Source organism: Sorangium sp. So ce726, from assembly GCF_051521405.1.
Lineage (GTDB): Bacteria > Myxococcota_A > Polyangia > Polyangiales > Polyangiaceae > Sorangium.
In genome coordinates, this window is the sequence record NZ_CP150349.1 from 255,381 (window position 1) to 272,837 (window position 17,457).

Consider the following 17,457-nt stretch of genomic DNA (forward strand, 5'->3'; position numbering starts at 1 on the left):
CGCGCAGGCGCCTACTCGCCCGCGATCGCGGTCACGAGATCATGGACGGCGTGATTGGATGGGGTAGGCGGGGTCGCGCTCGGGGAACTCGGCGCTCGCGAAGGCCGCGAGCAGGCGCCGTCGCCGCCGCCCTGCGGGACAAGAAGCCCTGTTACTGGGACTTCTGCGATTCCCCTTGCCGCTGCGCGTAGGCCTGGGGGCCTTGCTGCTGGCTGGGTTGCTGCTGGCCGGTTTGCAGTCGGCCGAACTGGTCACGTTGCTGCTGGCCGGGCTGCGCCTGGCTGACCTGGCCGCGTTGCTGCTGGCCGATCTGGGTGCTCTGCCGCTGGCCGGGCTGCATCTGGCTGGCCTGGCCGCGTTGCTGCTGGCCGCGTTGCTGCTGGCCAAGCTGGGTGCCCTGCCGCTGTCCAGGCTGCATCTGGCTCGCCTGGCCGCGTTGCTGCTGGCCGCGTTGCTGCTGGCCGATCTGGGTGCCCTGCCGCTGGCCAGGCTGCATCTGGCTGGTCTGAACGCCCTGCTGCTGTCCGACCTGGATGCCCTGCTGCTGGCCGGTTTGCGCCCAGCCGAACTGGCCGCGTTGCTGCTGGCCGGGCTGGGTGCCTTCCTGCTGGGTGCGTTGCTGCTGGTCACCGGCCTGCTGCTCGTGGAGCAGCAAGCAGAACAGTTGCTGGGCCTCCGTCAGGTGCTGCTCGACGTCCGCTCGCATCGCCTTCACGCGAGTTCGTATCTTGGCGTTCTCCGCGTTCGCGACGCGCGGCATGTCGAGCAGCTCGAGGGCGCGGCGATGGAAGGAGATCTCAGCCCAGATGAAGGCCGTGTCGAACTCGGCTCCTTCCTCCTCTTCCAGCGCTCCGCTCACCTCGGTCGAGCTCTTGTCGAGCTCTCGGCAGCGCGAGCACGACTCCATCTTGAACCTTGAACCCCTCGAGCCCGCGCCGATCTGCTCGGACTGGGAGTGCTCCTCGACGATCTGCTCGGCGTAGCGCTTCACATCCGGGGACTCGGCCTTGTCCAAGGCGATCTGCGACAGGTCCACCTCCTTCTGGTGGATGAACGAGATCAGCATCGTGAGCTCCGCGTCCGACGGCTGCTGCGTCGCGCTGCGCTCACCGCGGCCGCCCTGCCTGCCGCCCTGACTGCCGATCTGTCCGCGGCCTCCTTGCCTGCCGCCTTGATAGCCCGCCTCCTCGCCGCACATCTGCCTGTCGCCCGCGCGCTGGCCGCCGGCCCGTTCGCCGCCCTGCCTGCCGCCGGCCTGCGCTCGACCGCCCCTCCCGCCGGCGCCTCGCGCGCCGTCTCGGCCCGTCTGTCCGTGGCTCCTGCCATCGGGGCCCGCGCCGGTCCGCTCTTGGTTTCCATCGCGGTCCGCCTCGGCGTCATCGCTGCTGCCGATGCAGCCGCCGGCCCCCGCGAGGACAAAGCTCCCAGCGAACATGATCGCCATGAGGCGACCTGAACGATTGCCCATCATTGCTTGCTCCTTGCCCGACACCGGCGCGCTGTCGCGCTCACCTGCCGGTTATCGGCCCCGAACATCTGGGTTCGGGAAGCGAGGATGGTGAGCGAGGTGGAGCCCTAAGCCAGCATCGTCATTTCCCCGAGCGCTCCTGCGCCCCCTGCGCGATCGCCGCGAGAGTCGCAGTCCCGCTCGGCGTTGACCCAGACCCAGCCGATGCGCAGCGGCCGGCCCGGCGATCGACCATGATGATCCCAAGGACCCGCTCGGGCACTCGCCCGCGCGAGGGCGTGCCGCTGTCGGCGCCGTCCGCCCGCGCCTGCGCGGCGCCGCGCGCTGAGGAACCCGCTCGGCCGGGTCGCGCCGCCTTCCGCCGCGCCATCGATGCGCGTAAGCTCCGGGCGGCGTCCGACCGAGCGCCGCCTCGGCCCTCTGCCGAGGCGCCGGTCGCCGTCATCCTATGAGAACCTCCGCGCACACCGGCCCGTCTCCCGGGCCCGCAGCCCGCGTCGATACGACGGACATCGAGGCCCTGAAGCGTGAGCTCGAGCGGCTCCGCGCCGTGGGGTCCCGGGATCGCGGGTGGCTTGACGCCGTGCTCGAGCACAGCCCGCACGGCGTCATCCTCTGCGACGCGTCCGGGAAGCTCGTCCTGCACAACCGGGCGGCGGAGCGCATCTGGGCCGGCAGCGCCTCGACCGAATCGATCAACGACTGGACGCTTTATCGCGCCTTCCACGAGGACGGCCGCCCGTACGAGGCAGAGGACTGGGCCATGGCCCGCGCGATGTCCGCACGGCAGGTCATCGAGAGCGAGGAGACCCGGATTCAGCGCTTCGACGGGACGTATGGCATGGTCCTCGGGAGCGCCGCGCCCATCATCGGGCCTGACGGCGAGCTCGAGGGCGGGATCTCGGTGTTCGCCGACATCTCGCGCCTCAAGCAGGTCGAGGCCGAGCGCGGCGAGCTCGCCGCGCAGCTCACGAAGCGGGTCGAGGAGCTCGATCGCCGCGCCCGGCTCACCCAGGCGCTGCTCGCGGTCAGCACCGCGCTGAGCAGCGCGGTGACGGTCGAGCAGGTGTCCGCCGCCGTCGTGAGCGACATCCACCGGGTGCTCGGCGCCTCGACGACGATGATGTACACGGCGGACGAGGCGGCCGGCGTCGCGACGCTCGTCGGCCACTCGGGGCTCGAGGAGCAGCGCACGAGCCCTTACGCGAGGGTGCCTCTCGACGCCCGACTGCCGCTCTCGGTTGCGCTCCGGGAGCGCCGCCCCATCTGGGTGGACACGAGGCAAAGCCTGCACGCCGCGTACCCCGAGCTCGCGGCCCTGCGGCCTGTCCGCGACGACGTGAAGGGCCTCGCCGTCCTGCCGATCGTCGCCCACGCGGCGCTGCTCGGCGGGCTCGCGTTCTCGTTCGCGAACGAGCGGGCGTGGAGCCCCGAAGAGCGCGAGTTCCTGCTCAGCGTGGCGGCGCAGTGCGCGTCGGCGCTGGACAGGGCGCGCCTCCTCGAGCGGGAGCGCGAGGCCCGGGCGCGCGCGGAGATGCTCGCGGCGGAGCTCGAGCGACAGCAGGCGACGCTCCGCCTCCTGAGCGAGGCGGGCGCGGCGCTCTCTGGCTCGCTCGACGTCGCGTCGCGGCTCACGCACCTGACCCACCTGGCGGTCCCTACCCTGGCCGACTGGTGCGCGGTCGACATGCTGAACGGCGATTCCATCGAGCGCGTGGCCGTTCACCACTGCGATCCCGCGAAGATCGAGCTCGCCGAGCGCCTCCGGGCGATGGCCCCGCCTCGGCCCGACGCCCCGGCGGGCGTGTCCGCGGTGATCCGCGCCGGTCGCTCCGAGTGGATGGCCGACATCCCCGACGCCGCCATCGAGTCCGCGGCGCTGAGCCCGGAGCACCTGCGCCTGATCCGGTCGCTCGGGCTGAGGTCCTATGTCGTCGTCCCGCTCCGGGGGCGCGACCGGACCATCGGCGCGCTGACGCTGGTCCACGCGGAGTCCGGCCGCCGCTTCTGCGAGGCGGACGTCGCGCTCGCCGAGGAGCTCGGGAGCCGCGTCGCCCTGCTGATCGACAACGCGAGGCGGTTCCAGGAGGCGCAATCGCTCATCCGCGCGCTGGAGCGGACCAACGCCGAGCTCGACCAGTTCGCGTACGTGACGAGCCACGATCTGAAGGCGCCCCTCCGGGGCATCGCGAGCCTCGCCCAGTGGATCGAGGAGGACCTCTCGGACAAGCTCACCGCGGACACGCGCCATCAGATGGATCTCCTGCGCGGGCGCGTGCGGCGCATGGAGGCCTTGATCGAGGGGATCCTGGCCTACTCTCGCGCCACGAGGTTCCGCGAGAAGCCGGAGAGCGTCGATCTCGAGAGGCTGGCGAAGGAGGTGGTCGAGCTCATCGCCCCGAGGCCGCCCGCGCGGGTGACGCTCGACGTGCCGCCGGCGACCCTGCGGACGTACAAGGTGCCCTTGCAACAGGTGCTGATGAACCTGATCACGAACGGCCTCAAGCACGCGGGCCGCGAGGACGCGGCGGTCTCCGTGTCCGCCCGGGAGCAAGGCGACAGGATCGAGATCTCCGTGTCCGACAACGGACCTGGTATCGCGCCTGCGTTCCAGGAGAAGGTGTGGGGGATGTTCCAGACGCTGCAGGCGAGGGACAAGGTGGAGAGCACGGGGATCGGCCTCGCCATCGTGCGAAAGATCGTGGAGAGCCGCGGCGGGCGAGCGTGGGTCGAGTCGGACGGCAAGAGCGGCGCGACGTTCCGGTTCACGTGGCCCAGGAGGGAAGAGGCGGAGGGCGCCGCGTAGCCGCCGCGCATGCCGAGCTGCCCGGAAGGGTGCAATCCGCCGCGGACGCGGGGGACGAGGTGCTCAGTTCGAGGGCTTCGGCATCTGGAACACCACGCCTTCCTCTTCGGCTTCTATATTGTTGACGTTCCAGTAAATGGACCCGCAATCGACGGCGATCTCGAAGAAGTACGGCTGCCCGGTCGCCAGGGTGATCGTGTCCCCCTTGCCGAGGTGCGCCCTCCGCACCTCACCTTGCCCCTGGCTGTTCTCGTAAACGGTCCAGTAGACGAACTCGTCGTCCACCGCGAGCGACTTGGAGATGGCCTGTGCGTCGACCGTGGTGGTGAAGGGCGGGGCGCTCGGCGCCGCGTCCGTCGCCTTGGACTGGATCGCGCCGGTACCGTCGGTCACCCAGTGCACGACGCCGTTGGCGAGGACGAGCGCGGACGGGTAGCCGTTGGTCTCCGCGAAGACCTCGGCGGTCTCGCCGAGGGCGTCCTTCCTCTTGCGCAGGATCTGGCGCGCCAAATACTCCGACCAGTAGACGTGCGTCGCGTCGACGGCGACGCCGATCACCCGCTCGCCGGAGGCGACCTGCTCGGCCAGCGCCTGGCTGCCGTCGGCCTTCGCCCGCCAGACGGCCGTGGGCGTCTGCGTCGCCCAGTAGACGCTGTCGCCGAACGAGGCGATGCGGCCGAAGCCCGTGACGACATGCTCGCCCTCCGGCGGGGGGACCGTCGCGATCCGGATCGGGCTCGAGCTCGGCGGATCGATGGAGATCCCCAGCACGTCGCCGTTGCCCCAGTTGGTCCACGAGAGCTGCCCGCCCGAGTAGGTAACCCAGGCGGTGTCGCCGAAGCCAAGGGTGCCCGGGAGCGTGCGCGCGGCCCCGCCATCCTTCGGGACGGCGACGATGGCTCCATCGTTGGCCAGGAGCACGAGGTCCCGGGTGACCGCCATGCCCTTCACGTTGGATCCGAGCTCCCCTTGCATCTGGGTCACGGGGCACTCCCCCGCGGCGCAGCTCGGCCGGGGGCACGAGGGCGCTCCCCCGCCGTGTCCGCCGGCGCCGTCACCGCCGTCACCGCCGTGTCCGCCGTCGCCGTCACCGCCGTCACCGCCGTCGCTGCCGGCGCCCGACGTCGTCTGGGTAGAGCCTCCGTCCCCGGATCCGGCGCTCGTCATCGAGGAAGCGGCGGAAGCCCCCTCCGTGCCAGGCTCGATGCCGAAAATGAGATTGCAACCGGTGCCCGTCGCCGCGAGCGCGAGCAGGGCGCAGGGCAAAGCGATCTTGCTGTGCATGATGGAGTGTATACATCCCCGGCCACGCCCGCGGCGATCGCGGGCCGCTGCCTGGGCGTGACGCGTGCGTGACACCCGCGCTCACGCGAGCCGGCGGAGCTGCTCCAGCCGCCGCCGCGGCTCGATGTCGCGCCGCTTGATCTTCCCGGTCCTGAGCTCCTCGTAGGGCCCGCACACCGGCCGGTAATCGCACTGCGCGCATGCGCCCTCCGCCGGCATCGGCAGGAGGGCCGCCTTGTCGATCGCGTCCCCGATGATCCCCGCCACCTGGGCAGCCGCGTCGCGCGCCCGCGCGTCCAGGTAGATCGGCACCTCCGTGAACCCGCCGGCGGAGGTGCAGTAATAGAGCCGCCCGGACTCGACCTGCGTGCCTGGGGGCATGAGCTTCTCCAGCGCGAGCGCGTAGAGGACCGGCTGGAGCGTGCCGCCGCCGCTCACGACCGCATCGCGCGGCGCCCGCGCCTTGCCCGTCTTGTAGTCGGTCGCCCGCATCGCGCCCCACACGCTCCGCTCGACCAGGTCGATCGAGCCCCGGAGCCGGACGCCGCAGTCGAGCTCCACGGGCGTGTCCGAGCTCCCCGGATCGCGGGTGGCGAGGCGGCGCGGAAGCCCGAACGACAGCTCGAAATGGATCGGCTCCCAGTCGCGGTCCTCCGCGGCGCGCCGCAGCCACTCCCGGAGGTCGGCCCGCACCGACGCGATGCCGTCGTCCCAGACGCGCCGGATCGCTGGCGCGAGCTCGTCCGCGTAGCGCGCGGCGACGCGGTCGAGCGCCCGATCGAGCTCGGCCCGCGCCTCGTCGAGCGACGGCAGGCCGAGCGGCAGCTTGCCCGCGTCGCGCAGGGCGACCAGCACCTCGTAGAGCACGTCGTGCACGAGCCGGCCGCGCTGGAGCGGGTCGAGCTCCTCGATCGCCTCGGGCGCCGGGCGCGGGGCGAGCTTGTGCACGGCGTAGAGGAAGAAGCGGTAAGGGCACGCGGCGAAGTGCTGGAGGGCGGTCGGCGAGAACGACCTGCGCCCGAACGCGTGCTTCGCGAGCGCCTCGCGCGCCTCCGCGATCGGCTTGAACAGCCCGTCGGCGCTCGTCCAGCCCGGGATCCAGCGCCGCGCGCGGAACCGGAGCGCCCGCGCGAGGTGGGGGTTGGCGTTGAGCAGGTAGCGCGCGGTGCCGACCGTCTGCGCCTCCGGCAGGCTGAAGAGCGTCTCGAGGAGCGCGAGGTCGTGCTCGGCCGCGTCGATGGCGTCCTCGGGCCGCGCGGGCGCGGGCCAGCCGATGCGCGCGGCGCCGCCCTGCTCGGCGCGGCGCTCGAGCTCGCCGAAGCCGGGCAGCCTGCCCTCGGCCGCGCGCAGGAGCTCGAGGCCGTAGAACGACGGCACTCGAGGGCGGGACTGATCCATGTCCACGCGTGGGTACGACACGACGAGCCGCTGGCGGGCCGCGCCGACCGCGAGCCGGAGCGCGAGGCGCTCGCGCGCCACGCGGTCGTCGCTCGTGTCGAGGCCCGAGTCGCCCCCGGCGATCGTCCGGCGGAGGGCGTCGCGCAGGATCGGGTCCTCGGTGACCTTCTGCGGGAAGATCCGCTCGGCGAGGCCGGGGACGAAGACCACGTCGAACGAGCGCCCGCGGGCGCCCTCGATGGGCGAGACGAAGAGGCGCCCGTCGCGGCGGGCGGCCGGTGGCAGCACGAGGTCGGTGAGGCGGCGCGAGAGGCAGAGGCGGATCTCGCCGAGATCCACCGGGCCGACGTGGGCCATCGGCGCGAGCTCGGCGAGCACGGCGAGCACGCGCTCGGGCCGCCGGAGCGCGCGCGTCGCGAGGGCCGAGAGGCGGCGCTGCCACTCGCCGAAGGTCGCGCGCTCGCCCGGGCCGGGCAGCGCCGCGAGCAGCGGCAGCGCGAAGGCGCGGAGGGCCGAGAGGTCCGCGAGCGTCCGCGCGATGCGCGCGGCGTCGCGGTCCTCGGGGGCGCGGGAGAGCTCCAGCCGGAGCTCCTTCTCGAAGCCCGAGAGCCGCGCCTCCCACCGATCGAGCCCGCCGATCACCGCTGCGTCGACGAGGATGCGCTCCCAGCGCCGCGGGGCGCGCAGGGTGCCGTCGTGCACGGGGGCGTCGGGGCCCTGGGCTGTCGGATCGGGGGTTGGGGCTGTCGGATCGGGGGGTTGGGCTGTCGGATCGGCCCCGTGAGCTGTCGGACCGGGGTTGAGGGTCGTCGGACCGAGGTTGGGGGTCGTCGGACCGGGGTTGGGGGCCGTCGGACCGGGGTTGAGGGCCGTCGGACCGGGGTTGAGGGCCGTCGGACCGAGGTTGAGGGCCGTCGGACCGAGGTTGGGGGTCGTCGGACCGGGGTTGGGGGCCGTCGGACCGGGGTTGGGGGCCGTCGGACCGGGGTTGAGGGTCGTCGGATTGAAGCTTTTTCCCGACGGATCGAACCCGTGATCCTCCGCCAGCATGTCGTCGTCCGGAGGCGCCTCGTCGAAGCCGCCGCGCAGGAGCTCGGGGAAGAGCTCGTCGTCCGGTGGCACCCAGCGGTCGGCCTCGGGCGCGGCCGGCGGCGGCTCGCCCGCGGGCGTCGCGTCGGGGACCTGCCCGAGCGAGAGGTACTCGGCGAAGCGCGACGCCGACAGGTGCTCGGCGGCGCACGCGAGCAGCGCGAGCAGCGCGCGGCCCGCCGGGTCGGGCTGCACCGAGCCCTGCGCGAAATGCGCAGGGATCCCGGCCCGGCGCAGCGCCTCGACGAGGTGCGCGCGGTACTGCTCGGGCGCGCGGAGGAGGATCGCCATCCGCTCGAACGGCACGCCGCGGGCGGCCTCGCGCAGCGCGATGCGCGCGAGCTCCACGCACTCCCGGCTCTCGCCGGGCGCGGAGAGGATCTCGACCTCGTCGCCGAGCCCGGGGGCCTCGTCGGTCAGCGGGTCGAACAGGTGCTCCTGCAGGCGCGCGAGCGAGGTGCTTGGCGCGACCGGCGGCGGCTCGTCGCCCGCGCCGTCGTCGGCGCCGTCGTCCACGCCATTGCCCGCGCCGGCGCCGTCGTGCGCGGCCGAGACCGCGGTCAGCGAGACCCGCCGCGGCGGCGATCGGAGCGCCGCCTGCAGGTGGCGCAGCGACGCGGCGTCGCCGGCCGGAACGGTGGCGAGCGCGTCAGGCGAGCGCGCGGCGACGGCCTCGAGGAGCTCGCGCTCCAGCGCGAACCGCACGGGCAGGTCGAGCAGGAGCATCGGCAGCCCGAGCAGCGGGTGGCGCGAGCGGGGGTCGCCGTCGTCCGCGGCCCGGGCGCGCTCGGCCGCGAGGCGCAGGACGATCGCGCGATCGGCGAGCCCCGCGTCGTCGAGGGCGGCGTCGAACGCGTGGGCGATGCGGTCGAGATCGGCCGGCGCGAGCGCGTCCGGCGCGACGCCGGAGAGCCGCGCCTCGTCGAGCGTCCGCGCCACGGCGCGCGGCAGCCCGGGTCGATCCGCGACGCGGGCGAAGCGGCCGAGCAGCCCGTCCTGCGCGAGCCCGTCGATGGTGCGCGCGCAGAGGGCCTCGATGGCGAGCGCGCTGGCCGGGACGAGGCCGCGCTCGGCGAGCGCCGGCATCGCGAGCGCGGCGGCGAGGCGCCCCAGGGTGAGCCGGTGCCAGCCGAAGGTGGCGCGGCGGCCGCGGATCGACACGCGGGCGAGCTCGCTCACGGCCTCGACCGAGGCGCCGACGAGGAGCACGCGCTCCGCGGGGCGCCGGCGGCGCAGCCAGCCCACCGCCCGATCGAGGCGGGCGGCGGCGCTGGGGGAGGTGATGACGGCGTGGGGCACGGGGTGGCTCGAGAGGCGGCAGAGGGCGATGAAGATTCGGTGGACGGCCCCGAAAGGGGTAAGAGGGACTAGCAGCTGGGCAGTCTGCCGCCGGCTGCCATCGCTCAGCTCAGGTCCGGGAGCACATCGGCGATCGATGCCGCGACGATGGCCCGTTCATGCCACCGTTCCAGGATCTCAGGATCCTTCTCGGCCAGGATGCGCTCACGCGCGGCGTCCGGCACGGCGATACCGCGGACCCGGAGCGCGGTCAGCACGGCACGCGCTGCCTCCTCGGCGCGCCCCTGGGCGTGCCCCTCGTCACGACCTTCCTTCCGCTCCTCGGCGCGGAGCTTCTGCTCGTACTCCTTGAACCACGCCCGGATCTCTGCGCTCACATCGTCCTCCTCGTCGGTCGTCGGCTCCTGGATTCCGTGCCGGAAGTGTACCAGCAGCGGCGTGGCGACGCTCTTCTCCCAGGTATCGTCTGGCAGTGCCGCCAGATCCGTCAGCGCCTCGCGCAAGCGGCGGCCCGAGCCGAGCAGCCGCAGCAGCAGCGTCGCACGCGTCCGGGGCAGCTCCGCGAGCACCAGCACGCGCATCACCAGGCCCGGCACGGCGTGGTAGACGCCGGCTTGCACCGGTTCGCACCGGTAGGCGTCGAGCACCGTTTCAGGACGCCCCGGGCTGATGACGACCAGGGCAGGGAAGGCGACCGCCGCCTGCGGTGGCGTGTCCGTGTCCTCGTCTGGCGCGACGGAGCGCGCTGCAGAGCGGGCGCGGCGCTCGAGCTCATGGTGCCACGTGAGCTGCTTGCGCAGGCATTGCCGGACCTGACGAAGGCTCGGCGTGCCGTGGAACGGCTCGAACAGGCTCGGCTCCGCCGAGAGCTCGCCGAGCAGACCCATGGCGGCGCGCTCGGACGCACGCGCGGGGTCAGGCACGCTGTAGACATCGATCTTCTGTGTCGCCGCCAGCACCTCGACCTCGGTCTCGGCCGCCGAGACGAGGCTCAGCCCGTCCCGCAGCAAGCTCTTGGTGAACTGGTCGGAGCGGTTGTGCATTGGCGCGCGACTCTAATTCATCATCGCGGCATGTCCAGCTCTGTTCGGTGCGAACCGGAGGGTCGCAATTGCGCTGCGAAAGTAGAGCTGTGCACGTAATGCAGCAGGAGAGAACATGCACTTACCGGCAGGGAGAGCCAGTTGTGTGCAAATCATTGTCGGTCGCGTGAGACTGCCGCTCGGCTCGGGCGAATGAGCACGACGCCCGACTCAGGGCCTTCCGGGCCAGTACCTCACGACCGTGTGACAGTCGCCGACCAGCCAGCCCTTGGTGGCATCCCAGCGGAGGTTGAACACCTCCCCGCTGGCGTCGAACTCGTCATCGTACTCGCCCGCGTCGAGCTGCAGCAGCTCCGCGTCCGGGCCTGTGCGGCGGAAGGCCACCACCTGGAGCCGCGCGCTGTCGCCGGGCGAGTAGCGGAGCGAGGCCTCCGAGAACGCCTCGAGCTCCGATAATGGCTTTCCCACCTTCGTGCAGCCCCTTTTCGTGAACGGCTGCAGCTCCCCCATCTCCGGAAAGCCAGCGACGCGGACGGATGGCTTAAGGAACCATCCGAGCGCAAAGGAAACGACGGCGACACCGAGGACCAGGAGGTAGCGCAGTTTTGCGGATTGGAAGGAGGGATGCACGTCTTGTCCCGATGGGCTCAGGGCGTCTTTCTCGGTGGGATCAACCCCAGCATTGCCCCGGAACGAGGCTCGATGGGACGTCAGCGGCGGCGGGGGGTGAAGCGGACGAACAGCCCTTCCGGCTTCATCGTGAACCCGAGGAGCTCCTTCACGGGCCGCCCCGGGTCGACCAGCGATACATCGAAGTCGCGCGCGACCATGGCGCCTACCATGGCGCTCTCGACCATCGAGAGCGCGCGCCCGGGGCAGACCCGCGGGCCGCTGCCGAAGGCGAGCGCGGCGCGCGGGTCGTGCTTGCCGGCGCCCGCCGGCCGCGGGGTCAGCCAACGCTCGGGCATGAACGAGGCCGCGTCGTGGAAGTGCTCCTCCTTCAGGGCGATCTGCCGCGTCAGCAGGATCATCCGCGTCCCCGCCGCGAGCCCCAGCGGGCCGACCACCGTGTCCGCGCAGGCCTCCATGAACAGGATCGGCGCGGCGGACTTCAGGCGGAGCGTCTCCTGCGCGACCGCGCCGAGATAGCGCAGCCGCTGCGCGTGCTCCGGGCTCTCGGGCAGGTCGGCGTCGCCGAGCTCGGCGTCGACCTCAGCCCGCATCCGCGCCTGCACGTCGGGGCGCAGGGCCATGAAGTGGAGCATCCAGGCCATCGTGTCGGCCGTCGTGTCCTCCCCGGCGAGCAGCAGCGTGAGCACGTTGCCGAGCACCTCCTGCTCCGACAGCCGCGCCTTCGGGTCGTCGGCGTCGCGCGCCACGAGCAATGCCTCCAGCAGGGAGCGAGGCGCCGCGGCCCGCGCCGGATCCCTGTCGAGCTCCGCGCGCGTCGTCCGGAGGATGTCCAGCATCCGCGTGCGCACCTCCGAGAGCGCCTGATCGAGGGCCCGATCGGCGGGCAGCTTGATGTGCCGCCAGTACGGAAACGGCGCAAAGATGCGGCGGTTGAGCGCCGCGAAGACCGTCTCGAGCTGGTGCGACAGGGGGTCGGTGCCGCGCTCGATGAGGTTCATGTCGAGGCCGAACGCCACCGCGGTGGTGACATCCACCGTGTAACGGGCGAGGTCTCGCCGCGCGTCGACGGGCGCCCCCCGCGCGGCCGACGCGCGCCATCGTTCCCGGAGCCGGCGGGTGATCGTGGAGAGCGCGCCGTGGCTCTCGCGCAGCTGCCCGGCGTTGAACGCGCTCATCACGAGCCGGCGCTGCCGCGTCCACTGGTCCCCCTCGGCCGAGAAGACGCCGCCGAAGCCCATCTCGTCGATGAGCTCCTGCAGCGGGCTCCAGCGGCGGAACTCCTTCGGCCGCTCGCGCAGGATGCGCTGGACGAGCTCGGCGCTGCCGACGACGACGACCGGCGTGCGGCCGAGCCAGAAGGTGTAGAGATCACCATACTTGCGGCTCCAGCCCTCGAGCGTGAGGTGGAACTGGGTCGGCCGGATCTCGAGAAGGTTGCCGAGGAACGGCAGCCTCCGCGGTCCTGGCAGCGTCAATAGATCGCTCACGCCCGCTGCGGGGGCGACGTCTGCTCTAGCGGTCTCCATGGTCTCCTCCAGAGAGCGAAAGCGCCCAGCGCTGGCGCCGCCGCGGTCGAGGTGCAACGTAGCTCGTCCTGGCGTTGGCGTCTGCGTGGGCGCTCGCCGAGGCCCGGCGAGCGCCGGCATCGCGAGCGCGGCGGCGAGGCGCCCCTGGGTGAGCAGGCGTAAGCCCTGGGGCGGCGCCGCGGGTCGACCAGCGGGCGAGCTCGCTGACGGCCGCTGCCCCGCCCGCGGTCCTCCGCTATACTGGCATCGTCAGCACCGCCGAGAGCTTCGCCCTGCCGGCCCGGGCGACGCCGGCGTCCTGACGCGCCGGCGGACCGGCGATCTCCATCGGATCGAGCGCGAGGGCCGCGATCGCGGCGTCATCCCCTCTCCGGAGCGGAGCGAACGTCCGCGCCGTCCCTCCAGCGGTGATCGACCTGCCGAGATCCCCGCGCTCGCGCGCCATTCCAGGAGCACCGCGGCGCCCCGTGGCCTGCGCGCTCGCCGAGCGCCGCGCTGCTGGCACCACGCTTGTTATGCCCCCCGCTCGCCCGCGGATCCGAGCGGCGCCGGACCGTGGGCGCCTCCGCAATCGGCCGCTCTAGACACCATTTCTGGACGGAAAGGTTGCAGTATGAAGAATGCCATCCCGATCGTGACCCTGTGCCTCGTCGGCGCCGGTTGCGCCGACGTTCCCGCGGGGGGCGACGGCGAGCAGCCGTTGCTCACGTCCCGGCAGCGGATTGTCGGAGGCGCCACGGACACGACGCACGCCTATGTCGTGGGCGTGGGCAACCGGAACCGGGCGTACTGCAGCGGGACCGTGATCTCGCGGCGCACCGTGATCACGGCGGGACACTGCCATGGTGCGCTCACGCGCGTCTTCTTCGGCCCGACCCTCGGGCGGCGGTCGGAGAGCGTGCGGATCGAGACGTCGAGGAGGCACCCCGCCTTCAATCCCGCAACCCTCGAGAACGACCTTACCCTCATCCGGCTGGAGAGCGACGCGCCCGTGCAACCCGCGCCGCTCCTGCGCGAATCAATGGAGAATACAAGCGGGTACGTCGGGCCGGGCTACACCTTCGTCGGTTACGGTGTCTCCGACGGCGTCGCGGGGACGGGGTTCGGCATGCGCCGCGCTGTGACGTTCCCCATCCTGGCGGTCGGCCCCGCCCAGGTCGGCGGGACGCCGGGGACGATCGACGCGACCCAGTTCTATTACCAGGTCCCCGACATGAACACGTGCGCCGGCGACTCCGGAGGTCCGGCGTTCCTCGTGCGCGGAGGCGTCGAGCGCCACGCCGGCGTGACCTCGTTCGGCGACGACCCCTGCACGCTGGACGGGGTGCAGGCGCGCACCGATCTCGACCAGATATCTCGCTTCATCCAGCCGACGATCGACGAGTTCGAAGCGGACAACCTGTGCCGCGCGGACGGCCTCTGCGAGGCGGCGTGTGATGTCGGGCCCGAGATCGTCGACCCCGATTGCGCCGATTTCCACTGCGGCCAAGATGGGGTGTGCGCCCTCGCCTGCGCGGCCCCGGCCGACCCGGACTGCGCGCTCCGCGCCGGCGTGCAGGTGCGATGACTGGACAGAGGTAAAGGCCAGCGGGCGCCGGCCGCGCGCCGCGCTGCGAGGCGGAGCTCAGGGCGTGTCGGTCGGGTCCGCCGGGTCGCTGCCGGCGCTGCGCTCGTCGCCGTCGAGGAAGCCGTCCTCGTCGCGATCGAGGCCGATGCGGTAGCCGGAGCCCGGCGGAGTGCACGTGTAGGTCAGGGGTCGCCCCGCCGCGAGGGCGATCTGGCGGAGCACCGCGTCCGGGATCGGCGGCAGCGCCATCCGGTCGGCGACGAACTGCCCTGCTCCGGTGTGAAGGAAGCCGATCTCCTGCAAGGCCAGGTGGCTCTTCGCCACGAGATCACACTCGCCGGCGTCCGCCCTGGCGATCAGGAGATCGATGCGCGGATCGGCGGCGGCCTGGTTGCCGGACGTGAGCGTGACCTGCTGGCCGACGATCGGCGCGACGTTCGAGTCGAAGGCGAGCAGGAATGACTCGAGCTGCCGGCGGACCGCGTCGCCCGCCGGCGAGTCCGGCAGGCCGTTCGGGTTGTCAGGGAAGGTGCCGAACTGGTTGGTGAAGCCGGTGAACGGCGAGAAGCCCATCCCGCGGAAGAACCGGAACAGCGTGTCGAAGCTCCCGTCGTGCAGGAAGCCGAACCCCCGTACCTGGTCTCCCATGGGATCGTTGTCGCCGGGCAGGATGCCGAACAGCGGGGCGGCCATCCCGAACATCCCGACCTTCTGGTACATGTTGCGCAGGTGCGGTGTCTTGATGAGCTGCGGCTGGAAGTCGAACGTCATGTTGCCGTTCGTTCCGAAGAATCCCGGCTTGTTGACGCCGGGATTGCCCTCCGGGTCGAGGACGTGACAGCCATTGCAGATGGCGGTGCCGTCCAGGTTGCTGCTCACGAAGGTGTCGCGCCCGGCCTGCTGATCCGGCGTGAGCGCGTTGTCCAGACGGCGGATCGGGTTGGGCGGATAGGTCACCTGCAGGATGAAGTCCGCGAACGCCTCCATGGAGGCGGCCGGGATCGGGCCGCTCCGGCCGAGGAGGTCGGTGAAGCCGGCCTGGAACTTCATGAACGCGGCGCGCTCGTCGAATGAGCCGCTGTCCGGCTGCGCGGTGGGCGCGTCGTTGCCGCCCGTGCGATCGCCGCGCCAGTGCATGGGGCCGTGGTTGGCCATGCCGCGCAGGCTCTGGGTCGTGGTCGGGCCCTTCATCGGGTGGAACTCCCGGGGCATCGGCTGCTGCGTGAAGAGGTTGAGCAGCGGGCCGACGAAGGGACCCGGGTTGGTCGTGACCGGCTCGTCCGGATTGCCGAGATCCCACCCGAGGCTGTCGAAGTCGCCGAAGATATGGCAGCTCGCGCACGAGGAGTCGCCGTGCGCCGAGCTCACGCGCGCGTCGTAGAGGAAGCTCCGCCCGAGCGTGACGCTCGGCGGCTCGGGGCTGTACATCGCGATGTGCGCCGTCTCGGCCTGGGTCGCGGTGTCGACGATCGAGATGGAGTTGTCGAAGCGGGTCAGCACGAACAGCTGGCCTCGCGCCTCGTCGAGCGCGAGCCCCGACGGGCCGCCGCCGCTCACCTCGATGTGGTCGGCCGCGTCGGGCACGAACGTGTCGCCCTCGAGCGCGGCCGTGCTGAGCACGCCGACCTTGCTGGAGCCGAGCGCGGCCACGTAGAGCGTCGCGCCGTTGCTCGTGACGGCCATGTCGACCGGCTGGGCCAGGCTCGCCTCGCTCTCGGCGTTCGGCGTCGGGGCGCAGCAGACCGAGTAATCGATGTGCTTGTTGAGGTGCCGCGGCGCGACGCGCGGAGGGGCGTTGCCGGGGCGGAGCACCGTGATACGGCTCTCGTGGAGGTGGCCCCGCAGGCTCTGCCCGGCAAAGACGCCGGGGCCCTCGAACCGCTGCTCGTTCCGCGCGTCGGTGTTGGAGACGTAGACCTTCCCGTTCACCGGGTTGACGACCATGTTGAAGAGGATCGTCCCGACGCCGGTGAAATGGCCTGAGGGCCCGGCGATCGGCCGCGGGGGGTTCGCCATGGCGTTGATGGCGAACACGTCCTTGTCGGGCAGCGAGAGCCGCACCGTGTCGTCCCAGGTGCGGCCGAGCTCGTCGACCCAGTGCGCGCCGTCGAACTTCACGATGAGGCTGACCTCGGGCGCCGGGTCGCCGAATGCGTTGGTCATGGGGCCCGGCGAGCCGCCGTTCACCGCGCCGCCGTCGGGCACGAGCAGCTCGGTGACGACGGTGCTCCTGTTGCCCGAGTGGAAGCCGGCGGCGTAGACGCGCGCGCCGTCGGGCGTGGCGGCGAGCGCGCGCGGCGTGTCGGTGAAGAGGGTGAGGATCGCGAGCGGCTCGCCGCCGAGCGACGCGCCCAGGTGGTTCGCGTCGAACACCCAGACGTCGGCCCGACCCACGCCCGGCGTGGTGAGCTCTGGATCGTTCGGGTTGTTCTGGCCGCGGTGCGCCGCCGTGATGAAGGCGCGGCGCCGCCCGGGGCCGGCAAACACGATGTCTCTCGGCTCATCGCCCACGAGCAGCGTGCGCTCGACGCGGCCGCCGTATCCGCCAGGGGACAGCTCGACGACGCTGACGCTGTCGGACAGGTGGTTCACGACCCACACCTCGGTGTCGCTCCGCGCCGCCACGGCGACCGGATCGAGCCCGACCGGTATCGAGCTCCGGTGGACCAGCGCGCCGTGATGGACGCGGAAGACCTCGAGGCGGCCATCCGGCGTGTTGAGCGCGAAGAGCAGGTTTCCGCTGGGAGAGAGCGTGAGCGGGCGCACCTGCCCGCTCTCGAAGAGCGTGTAAGACGACTCGGCCAGGGCGGGGGCGCTGGCCGCGAGGACAAGAGACGACGTCGCGGCGGACAAAAGGCCGCCAGCGACCCTTCGCAGGGCGAACGGTGACTTCATGTGACCTCCTCGAGAAAGCGACTTCAGGAGCGATCGGGGATCGAGTGATCATTCAACAACTAACACAGACACGCTCTTTGGGGATCCAGGAAAGAGCATTTATGTTTCAATGTTGAAATGCGCGCAGCGCGCATCGTACACCGCCCCACGATCATGACCGTTTTCAGGGGTGCGGCGCGTCATGAGGCAAGCATTGAATGGCGACGCGCTGGCGTGACGCGTGCAGCCCAACGGCGCACCCGAGCGACGGGTGGTGAGTCCATGTGCGTTCTGGCGGTGCGTCGGTGCCCGGCGTGTCCCCTCGGGCACAGGGCTCGATCTCGAGCGCGACGGGCCTTTGGGGGGCGCCGGCATGGCGCCCTGAGCGGGGCGCCGACGCGGTGGATGGACGGAAGACGAGATAAGGAGAGGACGGGGCGCCACCGCGCGCTACGCGGACGAGCTCGCGT

The 17,457-nt window shown here is 71.9% G+C and carries 10 protein-coding genes; 2 read left to right on the forward strand and 8 right to left on the reverse strand.

What is annotated here, in order from left to right; all coding sequences use genetic code 11:
- Nucleotides 1-151: 151 nt before the first annotated feature.
- A complete protein-coding gene (locus WME79_RS01000; protein WP_437531059.1) occupies nucleotides 152-1,444 on the reverse strand; it encodes a DUF4142 domain-containing protein in 1,293 nt (430 codons plus the stop codon).
- Nucleotides 1,445-1,916: 472 nt separating this feature from the next.
- Between WME79_RS01000 and WME79_RS01005 the strand changes: the two genes are divergently transcribed.
- Nucleotides 1,917-4,274, forward strand: a complete 2,358-nt coding sequence (locus WME79_RS01005; protein WP_437531061.1) for an ATP-binding protein — start codon at nucleotides 1,917-1,919, stop codon at nucleotides 4,272-4,274.
- A 63-nt stretch (nucleotides 4,275-4,337) separates the two neighbouring features.
- On the opposite strand, the gene WME79_RS01010 is transcribed toward WME79_RS01005, so the two are convergent.
- From WME79_RS01010 to WME79_RS01035, 6 genes are all read right to left on the reverse strand, one after another.
- Nucleotides 4,338-5,558: an ABC transporter permease gene (locus tag WME79_RS01010; protein WP_437531063.1), complete on the reverse strand. Its 1,221-nt coding sequence runs from the start codon at nucleotides 5,556-5,558 to the stop codon at nucleotides 4,338-4,340.
- An 81-nt stretch (nucleotides 5,559-5,639) separates the two neighbouring features.
- Nucleotides 5,640-9,344, reverse strand: coding sequence for a PD-(D/E)XK nuclease family protein (locus WME79_RS01015; protein ID WP_437531065.1), 3,705 nt, complete (start codon nucleotides 9,342-9,344; stop codon nucleotides 5,640-5,642).
- 104 nt (nucleotides 9,345-9,448) lie between these two features.
- Nucleotides 9,449-10,387 (reverse strand): hypothetical protein, encoded by a 939-nt coding sequence (locus tag WME79_RS01020; RefSeq protein ID WP_437531067.1) that lies wholly within the window; start codon nucleotides 10,385-10,387, stop codon nucleotides 9,449-9,451.
- Between the two features lie 210 nt (nucleotides 10,388-10,597).
- Nucleotides 10,598-10,855: a hypothetical protein gene (locus WME79_RS01025; RefSeq protein ID WP_437531069.1), complete on the reverse strand. Its 258-nt coding sequence runs from the start codon at nucleotides 10,853-10,855 to the stop codon at nucleotides 10,598-10,600.
- A 242-nt stretch (nucleotides 10,856-11,097) separates the two neighbouring features.
- Nucleotides 11,098-12,546, reverse strand: a complete 1,449-nt coding sequence (locus tag WME79_RS01030) for a cytochrome P450 (protein WP_437531071.1) — start codon at nucleotides 12,544-12,546, stop codon at nucleotides 11,098-11,100.
- A 235-nt stretch (nucleotides 12,547-12,781) separates the two neighbouring features.
- Nucleotides 12,782-12,991: a hypothetical protein gene (locus WME79_RS01035; protein ID WP_437531073.1), complete on the reverse strand. Its 210-nt coding sequence runs from the start codon at nucleotides 12,989-12,991 to the stop codon at nucleotides 12,782-12,784.
- Nucleotides 12,992-13,159: 168 nt separating this feature from the next.
- Between WME79_RS01035 and WME79_RS01040 the strand changes: the two genes are divergently transcribed.
- Nucleotides 13,160-14,113, forward strand: coding sequence for a S1 family peptidase (locus WME79_RS01040; protein WP_437531075.1), 954 nt, complete (start codon nucleotides 13,160-13,162; stop codon nucleotides 14,111-14,113).
- 57 nt (nucleotides 14,114-14,170) lie between these two features.
- Here the strand turns inward: WME79_RS01040 and WME79_RS01045 are convergent, their stop codons facing one another.
- Nucleotides 14,171-17,008, reverse strand: coding sequence for a hypothetical protein (locus WME79_RS01045; RefSeq protein WP_437531077.1), 2,838 nt, complete (start codon nucleotides 17,006-17,008; stop codon nucleotides 14,171-14,173).
- Between the last annotated feature and the right edge of the window lie 449 nt (nucleotides 17,009-17,457).

Coding starts and splice junctions, on each gene's coding strand:
- WME79_RS01000 (WP_437531059.1), bottom strand. CDS start 1,444: ATGGCGATCATGTTCGCTGGGAGCTTTGTCCTCGCGGGGGCCGGCGGC.
- WME79_RS01005 (WP_437531061.1), top strand. CDS start 1,917: ATGAGAACCTCCGCGCACACCGGCCCGTCTCCCGGGCCCGCAGCCCGC.
- WME79_RS01010 (WP_437531063.1), bottom strand. CDS start 5,558: ATGCACAGCAAGATCGCTTTGCCCTGCGCCCTGCTCGCGCTCGCGGCG.
- WME79_RS01020 (WP_437531067.1), bottom strand. CDS start 10,387: ATGCACAACCGCTCCGACCAGTTCACCAAGAGCTTGCTGCGGGACGGG.
- WME79_RS01030 (WP_437531071.1), bottom strand. CDS start 12,546: ATGGAGACCGCTAGAGCAGACGTCGCCCCCGCAGCGGGCGTGAGCGAT.
- WME79_RS01035 (WP_437531073.1), bottom strand. CDS start 12,991: ATGGCGCGCGAGCGCGGGGATCTCGGCAGGTCGATCACCGCTGGAGGG.
- WME79_RS01040 (WP_437531075.1), top strand. CDS start 13,160: ATGAAGAATGCCATCCCGATCGTGACCCTGTGCCTCGTCGGCGCCGGT.
- WME79_RS01045 (WP_437531077.1), bottom strand. CDS start 17,008: ATGAAGTCACCGTTCGCCCTGCGAAGGGTCGCTGGCGGCCTTTTGTCC.